Source organism: Nocardioides hwasunensis (genome assembly GCF_014779665.1).
GTDB classification, from domain to species: domain Bacteria; phylum Actinomycetota; class Actinomycetes; order Propionibacteriales; family Nocardioidaceae; genus Nocardioides; species Nocardioides hwasunensis.
On record NZ_JACXYY010000002.1, the window covers coordinates 300,156 to 319,689 of the forward strand.

20 protein-coding genes are annotated in these 19,534 nt (G+C 73.0%); 14 read left to right on the forward strand and 6 right to left on the reverse strand.

The window, feature by feature from the left end; genetic code table 11:
* The first annotated feature begins 36 nt into the window (after nucleotides 1-36).
* The 9 genes from glmS to tsaD are packed head-to-tail and all read left to right on the forward strand — an operon-like array spanning nucleotide 37 to nucleotide 8,957.
* Complete coding sequence (glmS, locus tag IEZ25_RS05475; RefSeq protein WP_191198389.1) at nucleotides 37-1,881, forward strand: glutamine--fructose-6-phosphate transaminase (isomerizing); 1,845 nt, start codon at nucleotides 37-39, stop codon at nucleotides 1,879-1,881.
* Nucleotides 1,882-1,896: 15 nt separating this feature from the next.
* Nucleotides 1,897-2,250 (forward strand): holo-ACP synthase, encoded by a 354-nt coding sequence (locus IEZ25_RS05480; RefSeq protein WP_191198390.1) that lies wholly within the window; start codon nucleotides 1,897-1,899, stop codon nucleotides 2,248-2,250.
* 10 nt (nucleotides 2,251-2,260) lie between these two features.
* Complete coding sequence (locus tag IEZ25_RS05485) at nucleotides 2,261-3,664, forward strand: NAD(P)H-hydrate dehydratase (protein ID WP_191198391.1); 1,404 nt, start codon at nucleotides 2,261-2,263, stop codon at nucleotides 3,662-3,664.
* An 8-nt stretch (nucleotides 3,665-3,672) separates the two neighbouring features.
* Nucleotides 3,673-4,863 carry an alanine racemase gene (gene alr, locus IEZ25_RS05490; protein WP_191198392.1) on the forward strand — a complete coding sequence of 397 codons (1,191 nt, stop codon included), beginning with the start codon at nucleotides 3,673-3,675 and terminating at the stop codon, nucleotides 4,861-4,863.
* On the forward strand, nucleotides 4,860-5,930 hold the full coding sequence (locus IEZ25_RS05495) for an alpha/beta fold hydrolase (protein WP_191198393.1): 1,071 nt from the start codon (nucleotides 4,860-4,862) through the stop codon (nucleotides 5,928-5,930). Before alr ends, IEZ25_RS05495 begins: the two co-directional genes overlap by 4 nt.
* On the forward strand, nucleotides 5,927-6,817 hold the full coding sequence (tsaE, locus tag IEZ25_RS05500) for a tRNA (adenosine(37)-N6)-threonylcarbamoyltransferase complex ATPase subunit type 1 TsaE (protein WP_191198394.1): 891 nt from the start codon (nucleotides 5,927-5,929) through the stop codon (nucleotides 6,815-6,817). The genes IEZ25_RS05495 and tsaE overlap by 4 nt, the downstream gene beginning before the upstream one ends.
* A gap of 10 nt (nucleotides 6,818-6,827) precedes the next feature.
* A complete protein-coding gene (gene tsaB, locus IEZ25_RS05505; protein ID WP_318152061.1) occupies nucleotides 6,828-7,466 on the forward strand; it encodes a tRNA (adenosine(37)-N6)-threonylcarbamoyltransferase complex dimerization subunit type 1 TsaB in 639 nt (212 codons plus the stop codon).
* Nucleotides 7,463-7,918: a GNAT family N-acetyltransferase gene (locus tag IEZ25_RS05510; RefSeq protein WP_191198396.1), complete on the forward strand. Its 456-nt coding sequence runs from the start codon at nucleotides 7,463-7,465 to the stop codon at nucleotides 7,916-7,918. The genes tsaB and IEZ25_RS05510 overlap by 4 nt, the downstream gene beginning before the upstream one ends.
* Nucleotides 7,911-8,957 carry a tRNA (adenosine(37)-N6)-threonylcarbamoyltransferase complex transferase subunit TsaD gene (gene tsaD / locus IEZ25_RS05515; protein WP_191198397.1) on the forward strand — a complete coding sequence of 349 codons (1,047 nt, stop codon included), beginning with the start codon at nucleotides 7,911-7,913 and terminating at the stop codon, nucleotides 8,955-8,957. Before IEZ25_RS05510 ends, tsaD begins: the two co-directional genes overlap by 8 nt.
* A gap of 93 nt (nucleotides 8,958-9,050) precedes the next feature.
* Here the strand turns inward: tsaD and IEZ25_RS05520 are convergent, their stop codons facing one another.
* Together IEZ25_RS05520 and IEZ25_RS05525 are read right to left on the reverse strand one after the other, a co-directional pair.
* Nucleotides 9,051-10,493, reverse strand: coding sequence for a hypothetical protein (locus IEZ25_RS05520; protein ID WP_191198398.1), 1,443 nt, complete (start codon nucleotides 10,491-10,493; stop codon nucleotides 9,051-9,053).
* A gap of 4 nt (nucleotides 10,494-10,497) precedes the next feature.
* Complete coding sequence (locus IEZ25_RS05525) at nucleotides 10,498-10,911, reverse strand: hypothetical protein (protein WP_191198399.1); 414 nt, start codon at nucleotides 10,909-10,911, stop codon at nucleotides 10,498-10,500.
* Nucleotides 10,912-11,005: 94 nt separating this feature from the next.
* Between IEZ25_RS05525 and IEZ25_RS05530 the strand changes: the two genes are divergently transcribed.
* On the forward strand, nucleotides 11,006-11,614 hold the full coding sequence (locus IEZ25_RS05530; protein WP_191198400.1) for a hypothetical protein: 609 nt from the start codon (nucleotides 11,006-11,008) through the stop codon (nucleotides 11,612-11,614).
* Here the strand turns inward: IEZ25_RS05530 and IEZ25_RS05535 are convergent.
* Both IEZ25_RS05535 and IEZ25_RS05540 read right to left on the reverse strand, forming a co-directional pair.
* Nucleotides 11,611-12,843: a hypothetical protein gene (locus IEZ25_RS05535; protein ID WP_191198401.1), complete on the reverse strand. Its 1,233-nt coding sequence runs from the start codon at nucleotides 12,841-12,843 to the stop codon at nucleotides 11,611-11,613. The two genes, IEZ25_RS05530 and IEZ25_RS05535, sit on opposite strands and share 4 nt — an antisense overlap.
* Nucleotides 12,840-13,400, reverse strand: a complete 561-nt coding sequence (locus IEZ25_RS05540) for a SigE family RNA polymerase sigma factor (protein WP_191198402.1) — start codon at nucleotides 13,398-13,400, stop codon at nucleotides 12,840-12,842. The genes IEZ25_RS05535 and IEZ25_RS05540 overlap by 4 nt, the downstream gene beginning before the upstream one ends.
* Nucleotides 13,401-13,604: 204 nt before the next feature.
* Here IEZ25_RS05540 and IEZ25_RS05545 point away from each other — a divergent pair, with 204 nt between their 5' ends.
* Nucleotides 13,605-14,711 carry an S-(hydroxymethyl)mycothiol dehydrogenase gene (locus tag IEZ25_RS05545; RefSeq protein WP_191198403.1) on the forward strand — a complete coding sequence of 369 codons (1,107 nt, stop codon included), beginning with the start codon at nucleotides 13,605-13,607 and terminating at the stop codon, nucleotides 14,709-14,711.
* Nucleotides 14,711-15,331 (forward strand): MBL fold metallo-hydrolase, encoded by a 621-nt coding sequence (locus IEZ25_RS05550; RefSeq protein ID WP_191198404.1) that lies wholly within the window; start codon nucleotides 14,711-14,713, stop codon nucleotides 15,329-15,331. The genes IEZ25_RS05545 and IEZ25_RS05550 overlap by 1 nt, the downstream gene beginning before the upstream one ends.
* Before the next feature lie 9 nt (nucleotides 15,332-15,340).
* Here the strand turns inward: IEZ25_RS05550 and IEZ25_RS05555 are convergent, their stop codons facing one another.
* Entirely contained in the window at nucleotides 15,341-15,901 is a 561-nt protein-coding gene (locus IEZ25_RS05555; RefSeq protein WP_191198405.1) for a TOPRIM nucleotidyl transferase/hydrolase domain-containing protein, read from the reverse strand.
* A 91-nt stretch (nucleotides 15,902-15,992) separates the two neighbouring features.
* On the opposite strand from IEZ25_RS05555, the gene IEZ25_RS05560 reads away from it, so the two are divergent.
* Nucleotides 15,993-17,777, forward strand: coding sequence for a glycoside hydrolase family 3 protein (locus IEZ25_RS05560; RefSeq protein ID WP_191198406.1), 1,785 nt, complete (start codon nucleotides 15,993-15,995; stop codon nucleotides 17,775-17,777).
* Nucleotides 17,778-17,801: 24 nt separating this feature from the next.
* Here IEZ25_RS05560 and IEZ25_RS05565 read toward each other — a convergent pair whose 3' ends face one another.
* Nucleotides 17,802-18,977 carry a class I SAM-dependent methyltransferase gene (locus IEZ25_RS05565; RefSeq protein WP_191198407.1) on the reverse strand — a complete coding sequence of 392 codons (1,176 nt, stop codon included), beginning with the start codon at nucleotides 18,975-18,977 and terminating at the stop codon, nucleotides 17,802-17,804.
* 228 nt (nucleotides 18,978-19,205) lie between these two features.
* Between IEZ25_RS05565 and groES the strand changes: the two genes are divergently transcribed.
* Complete coding sequence (groES, locus tag IEZ25_RS05570) at nucleotides 19,206-19,499, forward strand: co-chaperone GroES (protein ID WP_191198408.1); 294 nt, start codon at nucleotides 19,206-19,208, stop codon at nucleotides 19,497-19,499.
* Nucleotides 19,500-19,534 lie beyond the last annotated feature (35 nt).

The following is a 19,534-nucleotide window of genomic DNA, read 5'->3' on the forward strand; positions in this document are numbered from 1 at the left end:
CTGCCGCACGGAGCCCAGCCGATAGACTTCGCGGCCATGTGCGGAATCGTCGGATACGTGGGCAGCAAGCCGGCCGAGGGCGTGGTCATCGAGGGTCTGCGACGACTCGAGTACCGCGGCTACGACTCTGCGGGCATCGCCCTCATCGACGACGGCCAGGTCGTCTCCGACAAGCGCGCCGGCAAGCTCGCCAACCTCGAGAAGGCGATCGCCGAGTCGCCGCTCCCGCAGGTCACGACCGGCATCGGCCACACCCGTTGGGCCACCCACGGCCCGCCGACCGACCGCAACGCGCACCCGCACCTGGGACGTACGCGCCGGGTGGCGCTGGTCCACAACGGCATCATCGAGAACTTCGCCGAGCTGCGCGGCCGTCTCGAGTCCGACGGCGTGGAGATGGCCTCCGACACCGACACCGAGATCGCGGCGCACCTGCTCGAGGAGCAGCTCGAGACCGGTGTCGACCTCACCGTCGCCATGCAGAACGTGTGCCGCGGGCTCGAAGGCGCGTTCACCCTCGTCGCGGTCGACGCGCAGGACCCCGACCGGGTGGTCGCGGCCCGCCGCAACTCACCCCTCGTGGTCGGCATCGGCGAGGGGGAGAACTTCCTCGGCTCCGACGTCGCCGCCTTCATCGAGCACACCCGCGAGGCGCTGGAGCTCGGCCAGGACCAGGTCGTCACCATCACCCGCGAGGGCGTCAGCGTGTCCGGTTTCGACGGCTCGCCCGCCGAGGGCACCCGCTACCACGTCGACTGGGACCTGTCGGCCGCCGAGAAGGACGGCCACGACTGGTTCATGCGCAAGGAGATCTTCGAGCAGCCGCGCGCGGTGGCCGACTCGCTGCTCGGCCGGCGCGGCGCCGACGGCCTGCTCCAGCTCGACGAGATGCGCCTGTCCGACCAGGACCTGCGCGACATCGACAAGATCATCATCATCGCGGCCGGTACGTCGTTCTACGCAGGCATGGTGGCCAAGTACGCCATCGAGCACTGGTGCCGCATCCCGGTCGAGGTCGAGCTGGCCAGCGAGTTCCGCTACCGCGACCCGATCCTCACCGCCTCCACGCTGGTCGTCGCGATCAGCCAGTCGGGCGAGACCGCCGACACCCTCCAGGCGATCCGGCACGCCCGTGTCCAGCGCTCGAAGGTGCTGGCGATCTGCAACACCAACGGCTCGACGATCCCGCGCGAGTCCGACGGCGTCATCTACACCCACGCCGGTCCGGAGATCGGTGTCGCGTCGACGAAGGGCTTCCTCACCCAGCTCGTCGCCTGCTACCTGCTCGCCCTCTACCTCGCCCAGGTCAAGGGCACCCGCTACGGCGACGAGATCGCCCAGGTGATGGACCAGCTCGAGCAGATGCCCGACCACATCGCGACGGTGCTGGCCAAGGCCGAGCAGGTCTACGGACTCGCCCGCGACCACGTCGGCAGCCGGTCGGTGCTCTTCCTCGGCCGCCACGCGGGCTACCCGGTGGCGCTCGAGGGCGCGCTCAAGCTCAAGGAGATCGCCTACCTCCACGCCGAGGGCTTCGCCGCCGGCGAGCTCAAGCACGGCCCGATCGCCCTCGTCGAGGAGGGTCTGCCGATCCTCTGCGTGGTGCCGCCCCGCGGTCGCGACCAGCTCCACGACAAGATGGTCAGCGGCATCCAGGAGGTGCGCGCCCGTGGCGCCCGCACCCTGTGCCTCGCCGAGGAGGGCGACACCACGATCGAGCCCTACGCCGACGTGCTGATCACGCTGCCACAGGTGCCGGTGCTGCTCCAGCCGCTGGTGGCGGTCGTGCCGCTGCAGCTGTTCGCGTGCGAGCTCGCCACCCAGCTCGGGCACGACGTGGACCAGCCGCGCAACCTCGCCAAGTCCGTCACGGTCGAGTAGACCGGCCCAGGCACAGTGCCCGTCATCGGCGTCGGCATCGACGTGGTCGACATCGACCGCTTCGTGACGTCCCTCGAGCGCACGCCCTCCCTGCGGGCGCGCCTGTTCACGCCCGCCGAGGCCGTCCGCCCGCCGGCGTCGCTGGCCGCGCGGTTCGCGGCCAAGGAGGCGATCGCCAAGGCGCTCGGCGCGCCGGTCGGGATGGGCTGGCACGACGCCGAGATCGTCTCCGAGGACACCGGCCGGCCGCGGTTCGAGATCCGCGGCACCGTGGCTGCCCGCGCCGAGCAGCTCGGCGTCGCCCACGTGCACGTGTCGCTGTCGCACGACGCCGGGATCGCCTCGGCCGTGGTCGTGCTGGAGAGCTGAGGGCGACGCGATGCTCCGCGCCCACTCCGTGGCGGACGTACGCCGTGCCGAGTCGCTCGCCATGGCGCAGCTGCCCGACGGCGCCCTCATGCAGCGGGCGGCCGCCGGTCTCGCCGCCGCGGTGACCGACCTGCTCGGCGGCACCTACGGCCGTCGGGTCGTCCTGCTGGTCGGTGCGGGCGACAACGGCGGCGACGCGCTCTGGGCCGGCGCCCGCCTGGCAGGCAGGGGCGCTCACGTCGAGGCGCTGCTGCTCTCCGACCGCGTCCACGACGAGGGGCTCGCCGCCCTGCGACGGGCCGGGGGACTGGTCCGCGAGGACCTCGACGGCTTGGCCGCGGGTGCCGACGTCGTCCTGGACGGCATCGTCGGCATCGGTGGTCGCCCGGGGCTGCGGCCCGACGCGGTGGCGGCGCTCGATCGCTTCCCTGGCGTGCCCGTGGTCGCCGTCGACGTGCCCTCCGGGGTGGACGTCGACACCGGACGGCTCGACGGGCCGCACGTGCGGGCCGACCTCACCGTCACCTTCGGCACCCACAAGGCGGCCCACCTGATCGACCCGGCCTCGATGGCCAGCGGCGCGCTGCACCTCGTCGACCTCGGGCTCGACCCCTTCCTCGAGCACGCCGCCCCGGTCGTCGAGGCACTCCAGCCCGACGACGTGCGCGCGCTGCTGCCACGCCCGGGTCCGGACGCGCAGAAGTACACCCGCGGCGTCGTCGGCGTACGCGCCGGCTCGGGCACCTATCCCGGCGCCGCGCTCCTGGCGGTCGCCGGCGCGACCTCCGGCCTCGTCGGCATGGTCCGCTACGTCGGACCGGACGCGGTCGCCGACACCGTCCGCACCGCTCACCCCGAGGTGGTCGGTGCCGGTCGCGTGCAGGCGTGGGTCGTGGGGCCCGGCGGTGGCGACGACGGGGCCCAGATGCTCGCCGAGGCGCGCGCGGACGACGTGCCACTGGTGGTGGACGCCGACGCGCTGCGCCACGTGGACGGCCCCCTGCCCGGCTGCGTGCTGACCCCGCACGCCGGCGAGCTGTCGGCGATGCTCGATGTCGAGCGCACCGAGGTCGAGGCCGCACCGTTGCGCTTCGTCCGCGAGGCCGCCGGCCGGTGGGACTGCGTGGTCCTGCTCAAGGGTCACCACACGCTCGTGGCCGACCCGCGGGGTCGGGTCCGGGTGACGACCACCGGCGTGCCGTGGCTCGCGACCGCCGGCGCCGGGGACGTCCTGTCCGGGCTCGTCGGCTCGCTGCTCGCGGCCGGACTCGACTCCTACGACGCCGCGTCCGTGGGCTCCTGGCTGCACGGCGCCGCAGCGACCCAGGCCTCCGGCGGCGGGCCCCTGACCGCGGGCCGGGTGGCGGTCCAGATCCCGCGTCTGCTGCGCGAGCTGCTCGCGGGTTTGGGATGATCGCTCCCATGACCGGTCCCGCGCATCGTGCCGAGATCCCGTCCGGCGCAGGTGTCCGGCCCTCCGTCTCGGGTTCGCGCGCAGAGATCGTCGTGGACCTCGCTGCCGTGCGGCACAACGTCCGCATCCTCAAGGACCTCGTCACCGTCGACGGCCCCGTGCAGCTGATGGTCGTCGTCAAGGCCGACGGCTACGGACACGGGATGGTCGAGGTCGCCGGTGCGGCCCGGGACGCGGGTGCCGACTGGCTGGGCGTCGCGACCCTAGACGAGGCCCTCGCGCTGCGGGCGTCGGGCGACAGCGGTCCGCTCCTGTGCTGGCTCAGCGCGCCGGGCGACGACTTCGCCGCCGCGGTCGCCGCGGGCATCGAGGTCACCGCCTACACGGTCGCCGAGCTCGACGAGATCGCTGCCGTCGGCCCCGCCCGCGTCCAGCTCAAGGTGGACACCGGCCTGTCCCGCGGCGGCGCCCCGCACGCGGAGTGGGCGACGCTCTTCGCCGCGGCCGCCGCGCACGAGGCCGCCGGCCGGATCCGCGTCACCGGCCTCTGGTCGCACCTCGCCGCCAGCGACGAGCCGGCGCACCCGGCCAACGAGCAGCAGGAGGCGGCCTTCCGCGAGGCGCTGGCGCTCGCCGCCGAGTCCGGTCTCGACCCCGACGTCACCCACCTCGCCAACTCCGCGGCCGCGATCTTGCGCCCCTCCTCCCACTTCGACCTCGTCCGCTGCGGCATCGCGTCCTACGGCCTCGACCCCGCGCCCGGCGTGAGCCCACGCCTCGGGCTGCGCCCGGCGATGACGGTCCGCGCCCGGCTGGTGATGAGCAAGGCGATCGCGGCCGGTGACGGCGTCTCCTACGGCCACACGTGGCACGCCGCCGAGGACACGACCGTGGGCCTGGTCCCGGTCGGCTACGGCGAGGGCGTCCCGCGAGCCGCCGGCAACACCGCCTCGGTCTGGGTCGACGACTCGCGCCGCCCGATCCGCGGCCGGGTCTGCATGGACCAGCTCGTCATCGACCTCTACGGCGAGCTCCCTCCGCCCGGCACCGAGGTGGTGCTCTTCGGACCCGGCAACCTCGGGGAGCCCACGGCCCAGGACTGGGCCGAGGCGGTGGGCACCATCAGCTACGAGATCGTGACGCGCATCGGTGGTCGGTTCGTCCGGCGTCACGTGGACAGCGAGGAGACCACCCGATGAGCATCAAGGGACGGATCTTCGGCACCGTCGTGGGCGCGGCCGGCCTGGCCGCCGCGGCCGGCGCGGTCGGCATCGCGCGCCAGAGCCGGGTCATCGGCAACCGCGCCGCGGGTGAGAGCGTCGAGCTCGGTGCACTGCACAGCCCGGCCCGCGTCGTGGTCGCCGCCGACGGCACCGACCTGCACGTCGAGATCGACGAGCCGGAGGACTTCGGAGGCAGGCCGGCGACCGAGGACGACCTCACGGTCGTGTTCGTCCACGGCTACTCCCTCAACCTCGACTGCTGGCACTTCCAGCGCGCCGCCTATCGCGGCCAGATCCGCACCGTGTTCTTCGACCAGCGCAGCCATGGCCGCTCGGCGCGCTCCGCCGACGACCACTGCACCATCGAGCAGCTCGGCTCCGACCTGCGCCGCGTCATCGAGGACACCGTCCCGGGCCGCTGCGTGGTCGTCGGCCACTCGATGGGCGGGATGAGCGTCGTCTCGCTCGCCGAGCAGCATCCCGAGCTGTTCGGCGACACGGTCGTGGGCGCCGCGCTCATCGCCACCACGGCCGGCGGTCTCGACGCCGGGCGGATCCTCTTCCCGATGCTGCCGCTCGGCCTCGGCGGCCGGTTCGTCGGACGGGCCGTCCGCACCCTCGACCGCGGACACCTGCTCGTCGACGTCGCCCGCAAGTGGGGCCGCGCCGTGGGCGACGTGGTCACCGACCGCTACGCCTTCGGCACAGACGAGGTCCCGGCAGCGCTCGTCGAGTTCGTCTACTCGATGCTCAACTCCACGCCGTTCTCCGTGGTCGCAGACTTCTACCCGGCCTTCGCGACGCTCGACAAGTTCGAGCACCTCGAGCCGTTGGGCCGGGTGCCCACGTCGATCATCTGCGGCACCGAGGACAAGATCACCTCGGTCGCCCACAGCCGCAAGCTGCACAGCCGGATCCCCGGCTCCAGCCTGCTGGAGTGCGAGGGGGCCGGTCACATGGTGCTCCTCGAGCGCCACAAGGAGGTCACCGCCGAGCTCGACGACCTGATCTCGCTGGCCCAGGGGCAGGAGGAGGCCCGGTGAGCGTCGTCGTACGTCGTGTCGGTCCCGAGGCGGCCGCCGAGGTGCTGGCCGTGGTGCGGGAGGCGTTCGGGGCGCGCCCGACCCTCGACCCGCCGGCCGACGCCCTGTCGGAGGACGAGGGCTCGATCGCTCGGCTGCTGGGGCACCGAGGTGGGCTGCTGGCCACGCTCGACGGCGCTCCCGTCGGCTGCGTGGTCCTCGACCCGCAGGACGACGTGATGGTGCTGCGGCGCTTCGGGGTCACGCCCGAGGCCCAGGGGCGCGGCGTGGCGACCGCCCTCGTCGAGGCTGCCTGCGAGGCCGCGACCGGGCGCTCCGCCGTGGTGGTGGTGGCCCGCGAGGAGCTGCCCGGCACGGTCGCCTTCTGGGAGGCCCACGACTTCGTGGTCACCGACCGCAGGAGCCCCTACGTCGAGCTGTCGCTGTGGCTCGGCACGAGCTTCGATGCACCGGACGCCGAGACGATGCGGGCGCTGGGGGAGCGGGTGGGGGCCAGCCTGGCGGCCGGCGACCTCGTCGTGCTCACCGGTGAGCTCGGCGCCGGCAAGACGACGTTCACCCAGGGCCTCGGTGCGGGCCTGCAGGTGCGGAGCGGTGTCACGTCGCCCACGTTCGTCATCGCGCGGGTGCACCCGTCCCTGGTCGGCGGTCCCGACCTGGTGCACGTCGACGCCTATCGACTCGGTGGCCTCGACGAGCTCGACGACCTGGACCTGGACGCCTCGCTCGAGGACTCGGTCACCGTCGTCGAGTGGGGCGCCGGCCTCGCGGAGGGCCTGGCCGATGCGCGGCTCGAGGTGCTCATCGAGCGCACCGTCGGCGATGCGCCGGGCGAGGACGAGCTCGACCCCCGACGCGTGTCCCTGCACTGGGTCGTCGGGAAGTAGCCTCGACGCCGTGCTCCTCGCCTTCGACACCGCGACCCCGCTGGTCTCCGTCGCCCTCCACGACGGTGAGCGCGTCGTGGTCGAGCACTCCTCCGAGGCGCCGATGAAGCACGGCGAGCACCTCGCTCCTCTCATCGCTCGCGCCCTCGACGACGCCGGGATGGTGCGCCAGGACCTCACCGCGATCGCCGTGGGTGTGGGTCCCGGTCCGTTCACCGGCCTCCGCGTCGGCGTCGTGACGGCGCGCACGCTCGGCTTCGTGCTGGACCTCCCCGTCTACGGCGTCTGCTCGCTCGACGCGATCGCGCTCGAGGTCGTCGAGACGGGCGCCGCGGCAGGCAGCTTCCTCGTGGCCACCGACGCCCGCCGCAAGGAGGTGTACCTCGCCTCCTACGACGCGGACGGCCGCCGACTCGAGGGACCGGTCGTCACGAAGCCGGCCGAGGTCGCCACCGACGCACCGGTCGCCGGTGCGGGCCCGACGCTCTACCCCGACGACTTCGGCAACGCCATCGCGCCGGCCCGCCCGAGTGCCGGCTGGCTCGCGACCGGCGTCAGCGGCGAGCTCGTAGAATTGCTGGACCCCGAGCCCCTCTACCTGCGGCGTCCCGATGCGGTCGCCGGCGCACCCAGAAAGCCCGTCTCGTGATCCGTCCCGCCCAGCCGGCCGACCTGCCGGCCCTCGTTGCCCTCGAGCAGGAGTTCTTCGGTGCCGACGCCTGGAGCGAGGAGCTCGTCCGGCAGGAGCTCGACGGCCCCGGCCGCCGGTTCGTGGTCGCCGACGACCTCTCCGGCTACGCCGTGACGATGACCGGAGGCGACATCGTCGACCTGCTGCGCATCGGCGTACGTCCTGACGCGCGCCGCGCCGGAATCGCGTCCCGCCTGCTCGACGAGCTGCTCGTCGGCACCGACGACGCCTCCCGGATGCTCCTCGAGGTGAGCGTGGCCAACACCGAGGCGCTCGGCTTCTACGTCGCGCGGCAGTTCAGCGTGATCGACGTACGCCCCCACTACTACCGCGACGGGTCCGAGGCCCTGGTGATGTGCCGCTGGCTTCCCGGCGCCGCGCGCGCGGAGACGGCGACGAGCCATGACTGACGAGCCGCTCGTCCTCGGCATCGAGACCTCCTGCGACGAGACGGGTGTCGGGATCGTCCGCGGCCACACGCTGCTGGCCGACACCGTGGCGAGCAGCGTCGAGGAGCACGCCCGCTTCGGCGGCGTGGTGCCCGAGGTGGCCAGCCGCGCCCACCTCGAGGCGATGGTGCCGACGATCGAGCGCGCAGCCGAGACCGCCGGGGTCGCGCTGTCCGACGTCGACGCGATCGCCGTGACCAGCGGCCCCGGACTCGCCGGCGCGCTCCTGGTCGGCGTCGCCAGCGCGAAGGCACTCGCCATCGGCCTCGGCAAGCCGATCTACGGCGTCAACCACCTCGCCGCCCACGTCGCGGTCGACCAGCTCGAGCACGGCCCGCTGCCCGAGCCGTGCCTGGCGATGCTGGTCTCCGGCGGGCACTCGAGCCTGCTCGAGGTGAGCGACGTGACCGTCGGCGTGGAGCCGATGGGATCGACCATCGACGACGCTGCGGGGGAGGCCTTCGACAAGGTCGCGCGGTTGCTGGGCCTGCCGTTCCCCGGCGGTCCGCACATCGACAGGCAGGCCCGCAGCGGCAACAGCGTCGCGATCGACTTCCCACGTGGCCTCACCAGCCGCCGCGACCTCGAGCGGCACCGCTTCGACTTCTCCTTCTCGGGCCTCAAGACCGCCGTCGCCCGCTGGGTCGAGGCTCAGCAGCGCTCGGGCGCCACCATCGACGTGGCCGACGTGGCCGCGTCCTTCCAGGAGGCGGTGTGCGACGTGCTCACCCGCAAGGCGATCGACGCCGCCTCGAGCCGCGGCATCGAGGACATCCTCATCGGCGGTGGCGTGGCCGCCAACAGCCGGCTGCGGGCGATGGCCGAGGAACGCGCCGGGGCAGCCGGGATCCGGGTGCGGGTGCCGCGCCCCGGGCTGTGCACCGACAACGGTGCCATGGTGGCGGCGCTGGGGGCCGAGCTGGTCGCGCGCGGACGGACGCCCTCGCTGCTGGACCTGCCCGCCGACAGCTCGCAGCCGATCACCACCGTCGTCGCCTGACCACGACCGGGCGGTCGAGCCCGGTCACGACGAAGGTCACCGCCCGAGAGCGGGGACCTGCATCCTCGAGAACACCTCACCTGAGGTGTGGTCTCAGTCGAGCACTCCGGGAGCGACCTCGTCGTCGCCGAGCCAGTCCTGGTCGTAGACCAGCTTGTCGCGCTCGTCGGTCCTGTCGCGCTCACCCTTGCGCCCGCCACGACCGCCCTGGCCGCCGGCCCCGGCGCTGCGTGCGCCGCTCGACCCACGACCCCCCGAACGGGAGCCGGCCTGCGATCCGGTGGCCGCACCGCGGCCACCGGCCGAGCCTCGCGCCCCGGCCGAGCCAGTGCCGCGACCAGCGGCCGATCCCGCCGCTCCGCGTGACGTGGGGCTACCGGCGGTGCCAGCGCTGCGGACAGCAGCGGATCCGGAGGCAGCACCCGAGGGCCGCGACAGCGCCCCGGCGCTGCCGGCACGGGTGGTGGCGCCGATGGGCCGGGCCGGGCTCGCGCTCCTCGAGCCTCCGGACACCGCACCAGGACGGACGCCGCCCGCCATGCCCGCGCCAGCAGCACCGAACGCACCGGCAGCGGCTCCGCCGGCCCCGCCACCGGCCCCGCCGGCAGTGGCGGCCGGGGCCGACGTGGCGCCGGTGCCGGCAGTGGGGTTGTAGGCCACGCCCCCCTGCTCGCTCCCACTGACGGAGGTGGTCGGCGTCGAGACGGTCGGGTGGGTGGTCGGGGGGTGGTCGGGGGTCGGGTGGGTGGTCGGCGGATGAGTGAGGGTCGGCGAGATCGTCGTGGGCGGAGTCGTCGTGGTCGTGGTGGTCGTGGTCGTCGTCGTGGGCGTCTGGTCCACGATCGTGCCGTTCGACACGACCTGGCTGGTGACCGGACCGCCGTTGCCGTTGCCGCCCGAGGGCGACGGCGGGGCCTGGGTGCCCGGCAGCAGCGGACCCTGCGGGCCGGAGGGCACCTTGGGCGGCGGCTCGGTCGGGTCCTTCTCGCCGTGGATCTCCTTCATCGGGGGGATCGCACCGAGGAACGCGGCATCCATCTCCTTGGTGAGGGCCCGCGCCTTGGCCTCCTGCTTGTCGTAGGCGGTCTGCCAGGCGTTGCGCTCGTCGGTGCGGGCCTGCGAGGCATCGGCCTGCGCCTTCAGCTCCTCCGGTGTGGGCTCCACGCCCGGGGTGCCGGGCGGGGCCTGGTAGGTGGGCGGCTTCTCGCCGAGGTCCGCCATGTTGTCGCGGGTGGTGCGGGTGTCCTCGAGGTGCTGTCCGACCTGGCGGAGCGCCTCGCCGGCGGCGTCGAGCTGCTCGGACTTGGTGATCATCGAGGCGGACGACGCCTCCATCCCGGCGCGGAGTGCAGGCCCGGTGAGTGTCTGCTCGCCGATGCGGAGCTCGGCCTGGCCGGCGGCGCTCCTGAGCGCGTCGCCCAGCGTGCGCAGGTCGGCGGCCTTGTCCTTCCAGGCTTGGCCGGCGTTCTTGATCGTGCCCTCGGACGCGGAGTCGAGGTAGGTGTCGAGGATCTGGCGGGCGGGTCCCTTGGTCACGGTCTCAGCCCTCCTCGGTGGGCAGCGTGCACTGGCTGGAGGTCGAGGTGAAGTCGGGTGCGGCCACGCAGTCGGTCGAGGACTGGATGAGCACCATCGTGGCCTGCGTCTGCTCGGTGGTGGTCTCCATGTCGTTGCGGAAGGCCTCGACCGACTCGCCCATGCCACGCAGGCCGGCGGCGACCTTCTTCAGCTCGTCGGCCACGGCCTGGTGCGCCATCTCGGTGTTGGTGCCGAGGCGGTAGCCCCCGGTGTAGGACTCGCCGAACGACGCACTCTGGACGGGCATGATCGGGTTGGACTCCACGCCCTCGGCGGCCTTGTCGAAAGAGGCCATCAGCGAGGAGATCGTGTCGGGGTCGATGTTGAGCCCCACCATGGTCTGGTTGAGCAGTTCCCGGTCTTCCAACGGCAGCATGTGGAGTCCTTTCCCCGTGGTCGCCGAGACCGAAACCACTTTATGGGGGAGATCTGGACCACGTGGCATCTTCGCCGATGGGTAGGGTTCCGTCATGACTGCTCGGGTGGGCCACCGGCGCTGGCTGGCCGCGTCCGTCAGCGTCCTCGCGCTGCTGGCGGCGACCGGGTGCCAGTCCTCGGACGAGCCATCGGGTGCGGACACGTCCTCCTCGTCACCGACACCCACGCCGTCCCCGACGCCGACCGCGACCAGCACCGTCGTGGAGCCGGCCGACGGTCCGCTGGTCAAGGTGCCCGGCGCGAGGATGCGCGGGCTGTCGACCTACACGCGCAACAGCGACTTCGGGATCGTCCAGGGCTACCGTGACGGTCAGAGCGGTCTCACGCTCGCGCCCGCGCTCACCGACGCCGCGTCGCTCGACGCCTTCGCGAAGGAGTGGATCCGCGACCACGACGGTCCGAAGGTGCAGGTCCGCCAGGAGGACGCTGTGGTCGGCGGCAAGTACAGCGCGTGGCACGTGATCGACGAGACCACAGACCCGCAGCTCCGGACGCACACCTACGGCGTGATGTTCCTCGACTCCGCGTGGCTCGTCATCATGCGGCACAACCTCGACGGCGTTCCCGAGCCGCTGACCGACGACGAGATGCAGGGCGTCATGGACCGCGTGCTGCTCACCTTCAAGACCGACCTGGACTAGGTGCCTGCCTGGCTGGTCGCGAACTTGATCGGCACCAGCGTGGGGTCGACGCCCGAGAGGTCGACATCGATGCGCTCGACGGTCCCGTCCAGCCCGAGTCGTACGACGTACTGGGTCTGGCCACTGACGAGTGTCGCGAGCATCGAGTCGTCATCCTCCCAAGCGACCTCGTGGATGCCGGTGATGCCGTCGAGCGGACCGATGAGGTCGAAGTCGATGACCTCCTCGCCGGTGGCGGCGTCGAGGAGCGTGAGGGTGGCCGAGCCGTTGGCGTCGAGGTAGCTCGAGAAGCCCACGACTCGGGCACCGTCCGGGCTGAACGAGACGAGCGTGTGCTCGCAGGTGCTCCAGAGTGGCTGGCGCGTGCCTGCGAGGGCGTCCACGACTGCTGAGCACGACGACCCGTCGCCCTTGACCCGCGTGACGCCGGCCACCGCCCCTGTCGCGGAGGAGGCGGCCCAGGGCCGGAGGATCCCGGGGAGGTCGGCGGACCCGGATCCGTCGGCCACGAAGGTGGACAGGGAGTAGTCGGAAGGATCGGTCCTGCTGGCGAGCACCTCGGTGTCGGAGACGAACCCGACGGTGGTGACCGATGCCTCCTCCGAGCTGGGTGGCAGCTCGGTGCGGCGGTCCTCGCGGCTGCCGTCGGCGGCTCGGTCGACCACGACCCAGCGGACACCGTCGTACTCCGCCCAGGCGATGCGGGACTCGTCGGCTGACACGGTGAGCCCGGTGGTCGGGCGGCGGTCGCCGTCGAGCGGGCGGAACTCCGAGTCGAGGACCTGCACCGTCTGCTCACCCTCGACGTTGACCGTGGCGAGCCATCCGTTGCGGTAGGGGGTGATCGAGTCGTAGACCTCGGGCAACCGGAAGGTCTCGCCGTTGCGCAGGAGCGTGCCCTCGTCGATGTTGACCATCGCGACCGCCGGACCGCCGTCGACCGGGGCACTGCGCGGGTCGACCCGCACAGTGCCGGTGACGACCGGCGCCGGCGGTGAGGGCGCCGGCATGATCTCGCTGCGCTGGGCCGGTCCTGTCATGGACAGGCCGACCGGGACGGCGATCGCCAGGACCGCGGCGACGGCGGCGCCGACGGCGACGGCGCGACGGCGCTGGATGCGGCGGGCGCGGGTGCGGACGTCGACGACCGTGAGGGGTGCACGCTGGAGCTGCTCGGCCTCGCGGTGCAGCGCGTCGTGGACCTGGTCCTCGAGGGGAGTCGTGTTCATCGCGTGTCTCCGGACTCGCGGGCCCCGGGCCCGCGTGGATCGAGGGAGTGGGGTGCGCGGGCGCGCAGGGCGGCGAGGGCACGGCTGGCCTGGGACTTCACCGTGCCGGGGGAGATGCCGAGCACGTCGGCGATCTCGGCCTCGCTCAGCTGCTCGTAGTAGCGCAGCACGATGACGGCACGCTGCTTGGGGGAGAGGGTCTGGACGAACGACCAGAGGGCGCCGCCCGTGCCGTCGTCGTAGTCGTCGTGCGTCGAGGTCTCGGGCAAGGTGCCCGAGGTGGGGTCGGTGGCGTGCTCGCGACGCTTCCACGCGCGACGCCACAGGGAGTTGTTCTCGTTGACCATCACCCGGCGGACGTAGCCGTCCAGCGCCTGGGGGTCGCGGATCCTGTCCCACGACAGGTAGAGCTTGGCGAACGCGTTCTGCAGCAGGTCCTCGGCGCCGGCGTGGTCGCCCGCCAGGAGGTACGCCGTGCGGTAGAGGGCCGGCTGGCGGGCGGACATGTAGGCCGAGAAGTCGGCGTCCCTGTCGGCGCGCGACTGCGTCGTACCCATGTCGTGGTTCCTCGGTCCCGATCCGTCGACGAGTGTCATGGACAGCATTCACCTCCTCCTTCGTTGCGGGGCACTTGTCAGCGGCTTGGGGCCTGCGTGTCGGGGTGAGGACGCGGCCGGGTCGACGCAGGTTGCATCTGTTTGGGAGGCTCGTGGCACTCCCGGTCGGACGCCGACCCGGGCCCCGTCGTGCAGGAGGAACACATGCAGCAGGTCAAGGCCGTGGTCGCGCTCGCGAAGGGCGAGCCGGTGCAGCTCACCACCATCAACGTCCCCGATCCCGGACCGGGGGAGGCCGTGGTGAAGGTGCAGGCCTGCGGGGTGTGCCACACCGACCTGCACTACCGCGAGGGAGGCATCAACGACGACTTCCCCTTCCTGCTGGGTCACGAGGCCGCCGGTGTCGTGGAGAGCGTCGGGCCGGACGTCACGGACGTCGCGCCGGGCGACTTCGTGGTGCTGAACTGGCGTGCGGTGTGCGGCAGCTGCCGCGCCTGCAACCGTGGTGAGCCGCAGTACTGCTTCGCCACCCACAACGCGACGCAGAAGATGACCCTCGAGGACGGCACGGAGCTCTCGCCCGCCCTGGGGATCGGTGCCTTCGCGGAGAAGACCCTGGTGGCGTCCGGACAGTGCACCAAGGTCGACCCGGCTGCGCGTGCGGCCGCGGTGGGACTGCTCGGCTGCGGCGTGATGGCCGGGCTCGGTGCGGCCATCAACACCGGCAACGTCACCCGCGGCTCGACGGTCGCCGTCATCGGCTGCGGGGGTGTCGGCGCCGCCGCCATCGCCGGCGCCGCGCTGGCGGGTGCCGCGCGGATCATCGCCGTCGACATCGACGAGCGCAAGCTCGAGAACGCCCGCAAGCTGGGTGCGACGCACACGGTGAACTCCAAGGACGTGGACGCCGTCGAGGCGATCCGTGGGCTGACCCCGCCCGCGGACGACACCGGACACGAGGGCGGCGCCGACGTCGTCATCGACGCGGTCGGTCGGCCGGAGACGTGGAAGCAGGCGTTCTACGCCCGCGACCTGGCCGGCACGGTGGTCCTGGTCGGGGTGCCGACCCCGGAGATGAAGGTGCCCGACATCCCGCTGATCGACGTCTTCGGCCGCGGTGGTTCGTTGAAGTCGAGCTGGTACGGCGACTGCCTGCCGTCGCGCGACTTCCCGATGCTGGTCGACCTCTACCAGCAGGGGCGGCTCGACCTGGACGCGTTCGTCACCGAGGAGATCGGCATCGGCGACGTCGAGGCCGCCTTCGACAAGATGCACGGCGGCGACGTGCTGCGCTCGGTCGTGGTGCTCTGATGACCGCGCGCGTGGACCACGCCGTGGTCTCGGGCACCTTCAGCCTCGACGGTGAGACCCACCAGGTCGACAACAACGTGTGGGTGATCGGCGACGACGAGCAGTGCCTGGTCATCGATGCACCGCACGACGTCGACGCGATCCTCGAGCTCGTCGGCGGCCGGGCGGTGAAGGCGATCGTGTGCACCCACGCGCACGACGACCACGTGCGGGTCGCGCCGGCGCTGCGGGTCGCGACGGGCGCTCCGATCCTGCTGCACCCGGACGACCGGCCTCTGTGGGAGCTCACCCACGGCGGTGACGAGCCGGGGGCCGAGCTGTGGGACGTCGACCTCTCCGACGGCATGACGCTCACGATCGGCGGCGCGGCGGTGCAGGTGATCCACACGCCCGGCCACGCGCCGGGCGCGGTCTGCCTCTACGTCCACGACCTGGGCTGCGTGTTCACCGGCGACACCCTCTTCGAGGGCGGGCCGGGCGCGACCGGTCGGTCCTTCTCCGACGCCGACGTCATCGCGGACTCGATCCGTCGCCGGCTCTTCGACCTGCCCGACGAGACCGTGGTGCACACCGGCCACGGACCCGACACGACGATCGGGGCCGAGCGGGCCAACGTCTGACCCGGCCGGTCAGGTGATCGGTCGCACCCCGAGGTGGGCGAGCAGTGCACGCAGCGGCGCCGGCTCGCTCCCTCGGGGCATCGCCTCGACGAGGAGGCGCGCGTAGCGCTCCTTGCGGCCGCTCCTGGAGGTCATGAAGCGTGCCAGCAGGTCCTCTCGGGTCCAGCCGGCCTGTGCGGGCATCTGCGCCAGCATCTCCAGCGAGCGGGTCTCGCCGGCCGCCTCGATGACCTGCTCGACGCGCGCGGTGCCGAGCGCACGCCGGAGCTCGTCCTCGAGGTCGCGCTCGCAGCAGAAGAAGCCGCACGGCTCGAGCTCGGCGTCCTCGGCCTCGAGCACGCCCGCGGCCGTGAGACCGCGACGCACGAACCCCACCTCGGGCGCGTCGTACAGCCCGGCGAGCCGGTGGCCGGACACGTGCAGCCGCGTCGCGACCGCGCGGATGTGGGTGATGCCGCCCATCGGCAGCACGTCGACGTCCTCGTCGGCCAGCGACCGGCCCCACGCCCGGGCCAGCGCTCGCAGCGCCACCTCGTCGCTGCGACCCTCGACGAGCACGGTGGTGCGCACGCGTCCAGTGAACCCCGTCGGCCGGGGTCGCGACGAGGGAGTTCCGCTCCGCCCCGGCCGGGGGAGCCACCCGTCGTGCCACCATGACCTGATGCGTTCGCGACCGACGGCACTGCTGGCGACCCTCGCCCTGGTCGCCACGCTCGGCGCGTGCACGGGCAGCGGTGACGACGAGCGCGACGGTCGGTCGAAGGCCGAGAGCGCTGCTGCCACCAGCACGCCGACAGCTCCGCCGACGCCGTCGGAGGCCCTCGGGCTGACCGAGGGCTGGGGCCCCGACCGCGCCGAGCTGGACCGGGCGGCCCGGATCGTCGGCCGGATGCGACTGCCCGACCTCGCCGGGCAGGTCATCGTCGCCGACTGGAGCGGAACCTCCGCGCCGGTGGACCTCGTGCGCGACCTGCACCTGGGCGGGGTGATCGCGTTCGACTCCAACGTCGCGTCGGCCGAGCAGATCACGGGGGTCACCACCGCGCTGAAGCGACAGGTCCGCCGGCCCTACCCACTCTTCATCGGCGTCGACCAGGAGGGCGGTGTCGTCGAGCGCCTGCGGCGCGTGGCCACGCGGTTCCCCACCTTCTTGAGCGCCGGGGCGGCAGGCGACCCGGCGCTGACGCAGCGGGCGTACGCCGCCGGCGCGAGCGAGCTGCGCGGGCTGGGCTTCACGGCCGACTTCGCACCCGATGCCGACGTCACCTCCGGCCCGGGCGACCCGACGATCGGCTCGCGGTCGGCGTCGTCGCGCTCGTCGGTGGTGGCCGAGCACGTCGTCGCCGCGGCCGCCGGGTTCTCCGAATCCGGCGTGCTGCCGGTCCTCAAGCACTTCCCCGGGCACGGCTCGGTGCCCGCCGACAGCCACCTCACGCTGCCCGTGCAGCAGAAGTCGCTCGAGGAGCTGCAGGCGAGCGACCTGGTCCCGTTCGGCAGCGCCGTGGCGGCCGGGTTGCCCGCCGTCATGGTCGGCCACATCGACGTACGTGCCGTGGACCCGCGGGTGCCGTCCTCGCTGTCGCGCAAGGTGGTCACGGGGCTGCTGCGTGACGAGCTCGGGTTCGACGGCCTCGTCGTGACCGACTCGCTGGCCATGACCGGCGTGACCCAGGGACGCCCACCCGGCCGGGTGGCCGTGCAGGCGATGCGCGCCGGTGCCGACGTGCTGCTGATGCCGCCGTCGCCGGCCGCGGCCCGAGCCGCGCTCGTCGAGGCCGTCCGGGCCGGTGACCTCCCGCGGCGCCGCCTGGAGCAGTCCGCCGCGCGACAGATCGCCCTGCTCGTCCACCTCGCGCGCGCGAAGGGGCGCCCGGTCGGCTCGGCCGCGGATGCCTCACGCGCCCTGTCGGCCGCCGCGATCACCGTCACCGACGGCGCCTGCTCCGGCCGGCTCGTCGGCGATGCTGTGCACGCCTACGGCGACTCGGGCGCGGTGAGCACCTTCGCCGCGGCCGCCGAGCAGGCCGGGCTCGCGGTCCTGCTGCGCCGGTCGCCGCCCGCGTCGCTGGCCGAGGCCGTGCCCCGGCCGGACCGTCGCCCGAAGGAGCGCAGGAAGAAGTACCGCAAGCGGGTCATGGCGTGGCAGGCGGCGGAAGGAAGGCGCGAGCGGCGCCTCGAGGCGTGGATCACCCGCGAGGACGCTCGTCTGGCGGCCGGTACCCCGGTCGGGTTCACCGGCTTCCACGAAGCTCCTGTCGACGGGGCGGTCGCCGTGGCGACGGACAGTCCGTGGGTCCTCGGCCAGGTGTCCGCCCCCACCCGCATCGCGACCTACGGCGACACCCCCGGCGCCATGCGGGTGCTCGTCGAGGTGCTGCTCGGCAACGCCCCGGCACCCGGTCGGCTGCCGGTCAAGGTCCCCGGGGTGGCGCGCGACGGATGCTGACCGGGGGTCGGCCGCCGGCAGGCCTCAGAACGGCTCGACCAGCAGCGCCGTGCCCTGCCCGGCGACCCTCGTCATCACGAGCGTCGCCTCCTCGTCGCCCTTGAGCGCGAGTCGCTTGCGCAGCTCCTCCGGCACCACCTGGACCCCTCGCTTCTTGATCGTGAGCCGACCGATCCCGCGCTCGTGCAGGGCGGCCCGGAGCTGCTTCTCGCGGTAGGGGAGCTCCTCGACGACGCGGTAGCCGCGCGCGAACGGCGTGCGGAAGGCACCGTCGGCGGTCACGTAGGCGATGTGCTCGTCGACGAGCCCGCCCCCGACGCCGGCGGCGACCGCGGTGACGAGCCCGGCGCGGATCACGGCGCCGTCGGGCTCGTAGAGGTAGGGACCGACCGGACGCACGTCGGCGCCCGGGTCGTCGTCCTCGGTCAGGGTGGCCAGCCCGCCGTCGCCGATCACCGTGGCCCGGCGCTCGGTGGTCGACAGGGCAGGCGACCAGAGCACGGCCTCCTTGACGTCGCCGCCGTCGCTGACCCACTCGGCCTCGACGCCGGGGGGCACGAGGTCGTGCCCGATGCCGGGCGCCACCTTGACCAGCGACCGTCCTGACAGGAGGTCGAGGACCCACGGCCAGGGCGGCGTCCAGCCGTCGACGTCGAACACCCGGCCGCGACCGCCACGGCGGGCGGGGTCGGCGAACGCCGCTCCGAAGCCCTTCACCTCGATCGTCGTGGCGTCGCCGACCTGCACGGCGCCGGCCAGGCCGAGGGCCTCGAGGTTGGCTGCTGCCATCGCGACCCGCACGGGGTCCTGGTCGATGCCGGCGGCCAGGAGGCCCGCGCGGGCGAAGGCGAGGAGGTCGCCGCCGATGCCGCACCCGAGGTCGACCACGCTGCCGCCCGGGATCGCGGCGGCCAGCCGGGCCGCCCGGTGATCGGCGACCCGGGTGCGGGTGGCCTGCTCGAGCGCGTCGGGGGTGAAGAACATCAGCTGCGCGGCGTCGCCGAACTTGGTCACCGCCTTGTCCCGCAGCCGCGTCTGCGTGGTGGCCGCGGCCGCCTTCTCGGCGTCGGGCTCGAGGCGGCGTACGACGCTCGCGACCCGGACCGGGTCACCCGGGTGGTCGGCCCAGGCCTGGGCGGCGTGGACCAGCAGGCGACCACCGTCGGGGGTGCGCAGCCACTCCAGCGTCTCGATCTCCACCCGGGCATCTTGTCAGGGCCGCCGAGACGCCCTCGGTCTGGCACTCGATCGGGCAGAGTGCTAGCGTCTGTTCTGGCACTCTCACCCTGAGAATGCCAATGCTCGTGAGCCTGGCACGACCCCCGCGACGGCGTGCCGCCCGGACCACGAGCCCACGTCCTGGGAGACCCGGTCGACCTGACCGGCTCCTGAAGAATCTCGTGCAGAGAAAGTGGAGGTTGATCCGAAGTGTCGGTCAACATCAAGCCCCTCGAGGACCGCATCGTCGTCCAGGCGGTCGAAGCCGAGCAGACCACGGCCTCCGGCCTGGTCATCCCGGACACCGCCAAGGAGAAGCCCCAGGAGGGCGAGGTCGTGGCGATCGGCCCCGGTCGCATCGACGACAACGGCAACCGCGTCCCGCTCGACGTCTCGGTGGGTGACAAGGTCATCTACAGCAAGTACGGCGGCACCGAGGTGAAGTACTCCGGCGAGGAGTACCTGATCCTCTCCGCCCGCGACATCCTCGCGGTCGTTTCCTGATCCTCTTCGCCCGGAACGTCATGGCCGTCGGTAGC

Coding starts and splice junctions, on each gene's coding strand:
- IEZ25_RS05495 (WP_191198393.1), top strand. CDS start 4,860: ATGAGCATCAAGGGACGGATCTTCGGCACCGTCGTGGGCGCGGCCGGC.
- IEZ25_RS05530 (WP_191198400.1), top strand. CDS start 11,006: ATGACTGCTCGGGTGGGCCACCGGCGCTGGCTGGCCGCGTCCGTCAGC.
- IEZ25_RS05535 (WP_191198401.1), bottom strand. CDS start 12,843: ATGAACACGACTCCCCTCGAGGACCAGGTCCACGACGCGCTGCACCGC.
- alr (WP_191198392.1), top strand. CDS start 3,673: ATGACCGGTCCCGCGCATCGTGCCGAGATCCCGTCCGGCGCAGGTGTC.
- tsaD (WP_191198397.1), top strand. CDS start 7,911: ATGACTGACGAGCCGCTCGTCCTCGGCATCGAGACCTCCTGCGACGAG.
- glmS (WP_191198389.1), top strand. CDS start 37: ATGTGCGGAATCGTCGGATACGTGGGCAGCAAGCCGGCCGAGGGCGTG.
- IEZ25_RS05545 (WP_191198403.1), top strand. CDS start 13,605: ATGCAGCAGGTCAAGGCCGTGGTCGCGCTCGCGAAGGGCGAGCCGGTG.
- IEZ25_RS05485 (WP_191198391.1), top strand. CDS start 2,261: ATGCTCCGCGCCCACTCCGTGGCGGACGTACGCCGTGCCGAGTCGCTC.
- IEZ25_RS05525 (WP_191198399.1), bottom strand. CDS start 10,911: ATGCTGCCGTTGGAAGACCGGGAACTGCTCAACCAGACCATGGTGGGG.
- IEZ25_RS05550 (WP_191198404.1), top strand. CDS start 14,711: ATGACCGCGCGCGTGGACCACGCCGTGGTCTCGGGCACCTTCAGCCTC.
- IEZ25_RS05540 (WP_191198402.1), bottom strand. CDS start 13,400: ATGGGTACGACGCAGTCGCGCGCCGACAGGGACGCCGACTTCTCGGCC.
- IEZ25_RS05560 (WP_191198406.1), top strand. CDS start 15,993: ATGCGTTCGCGACCGACGGCACTGCTGGCGACCCTCGCCCTGGTCGCC.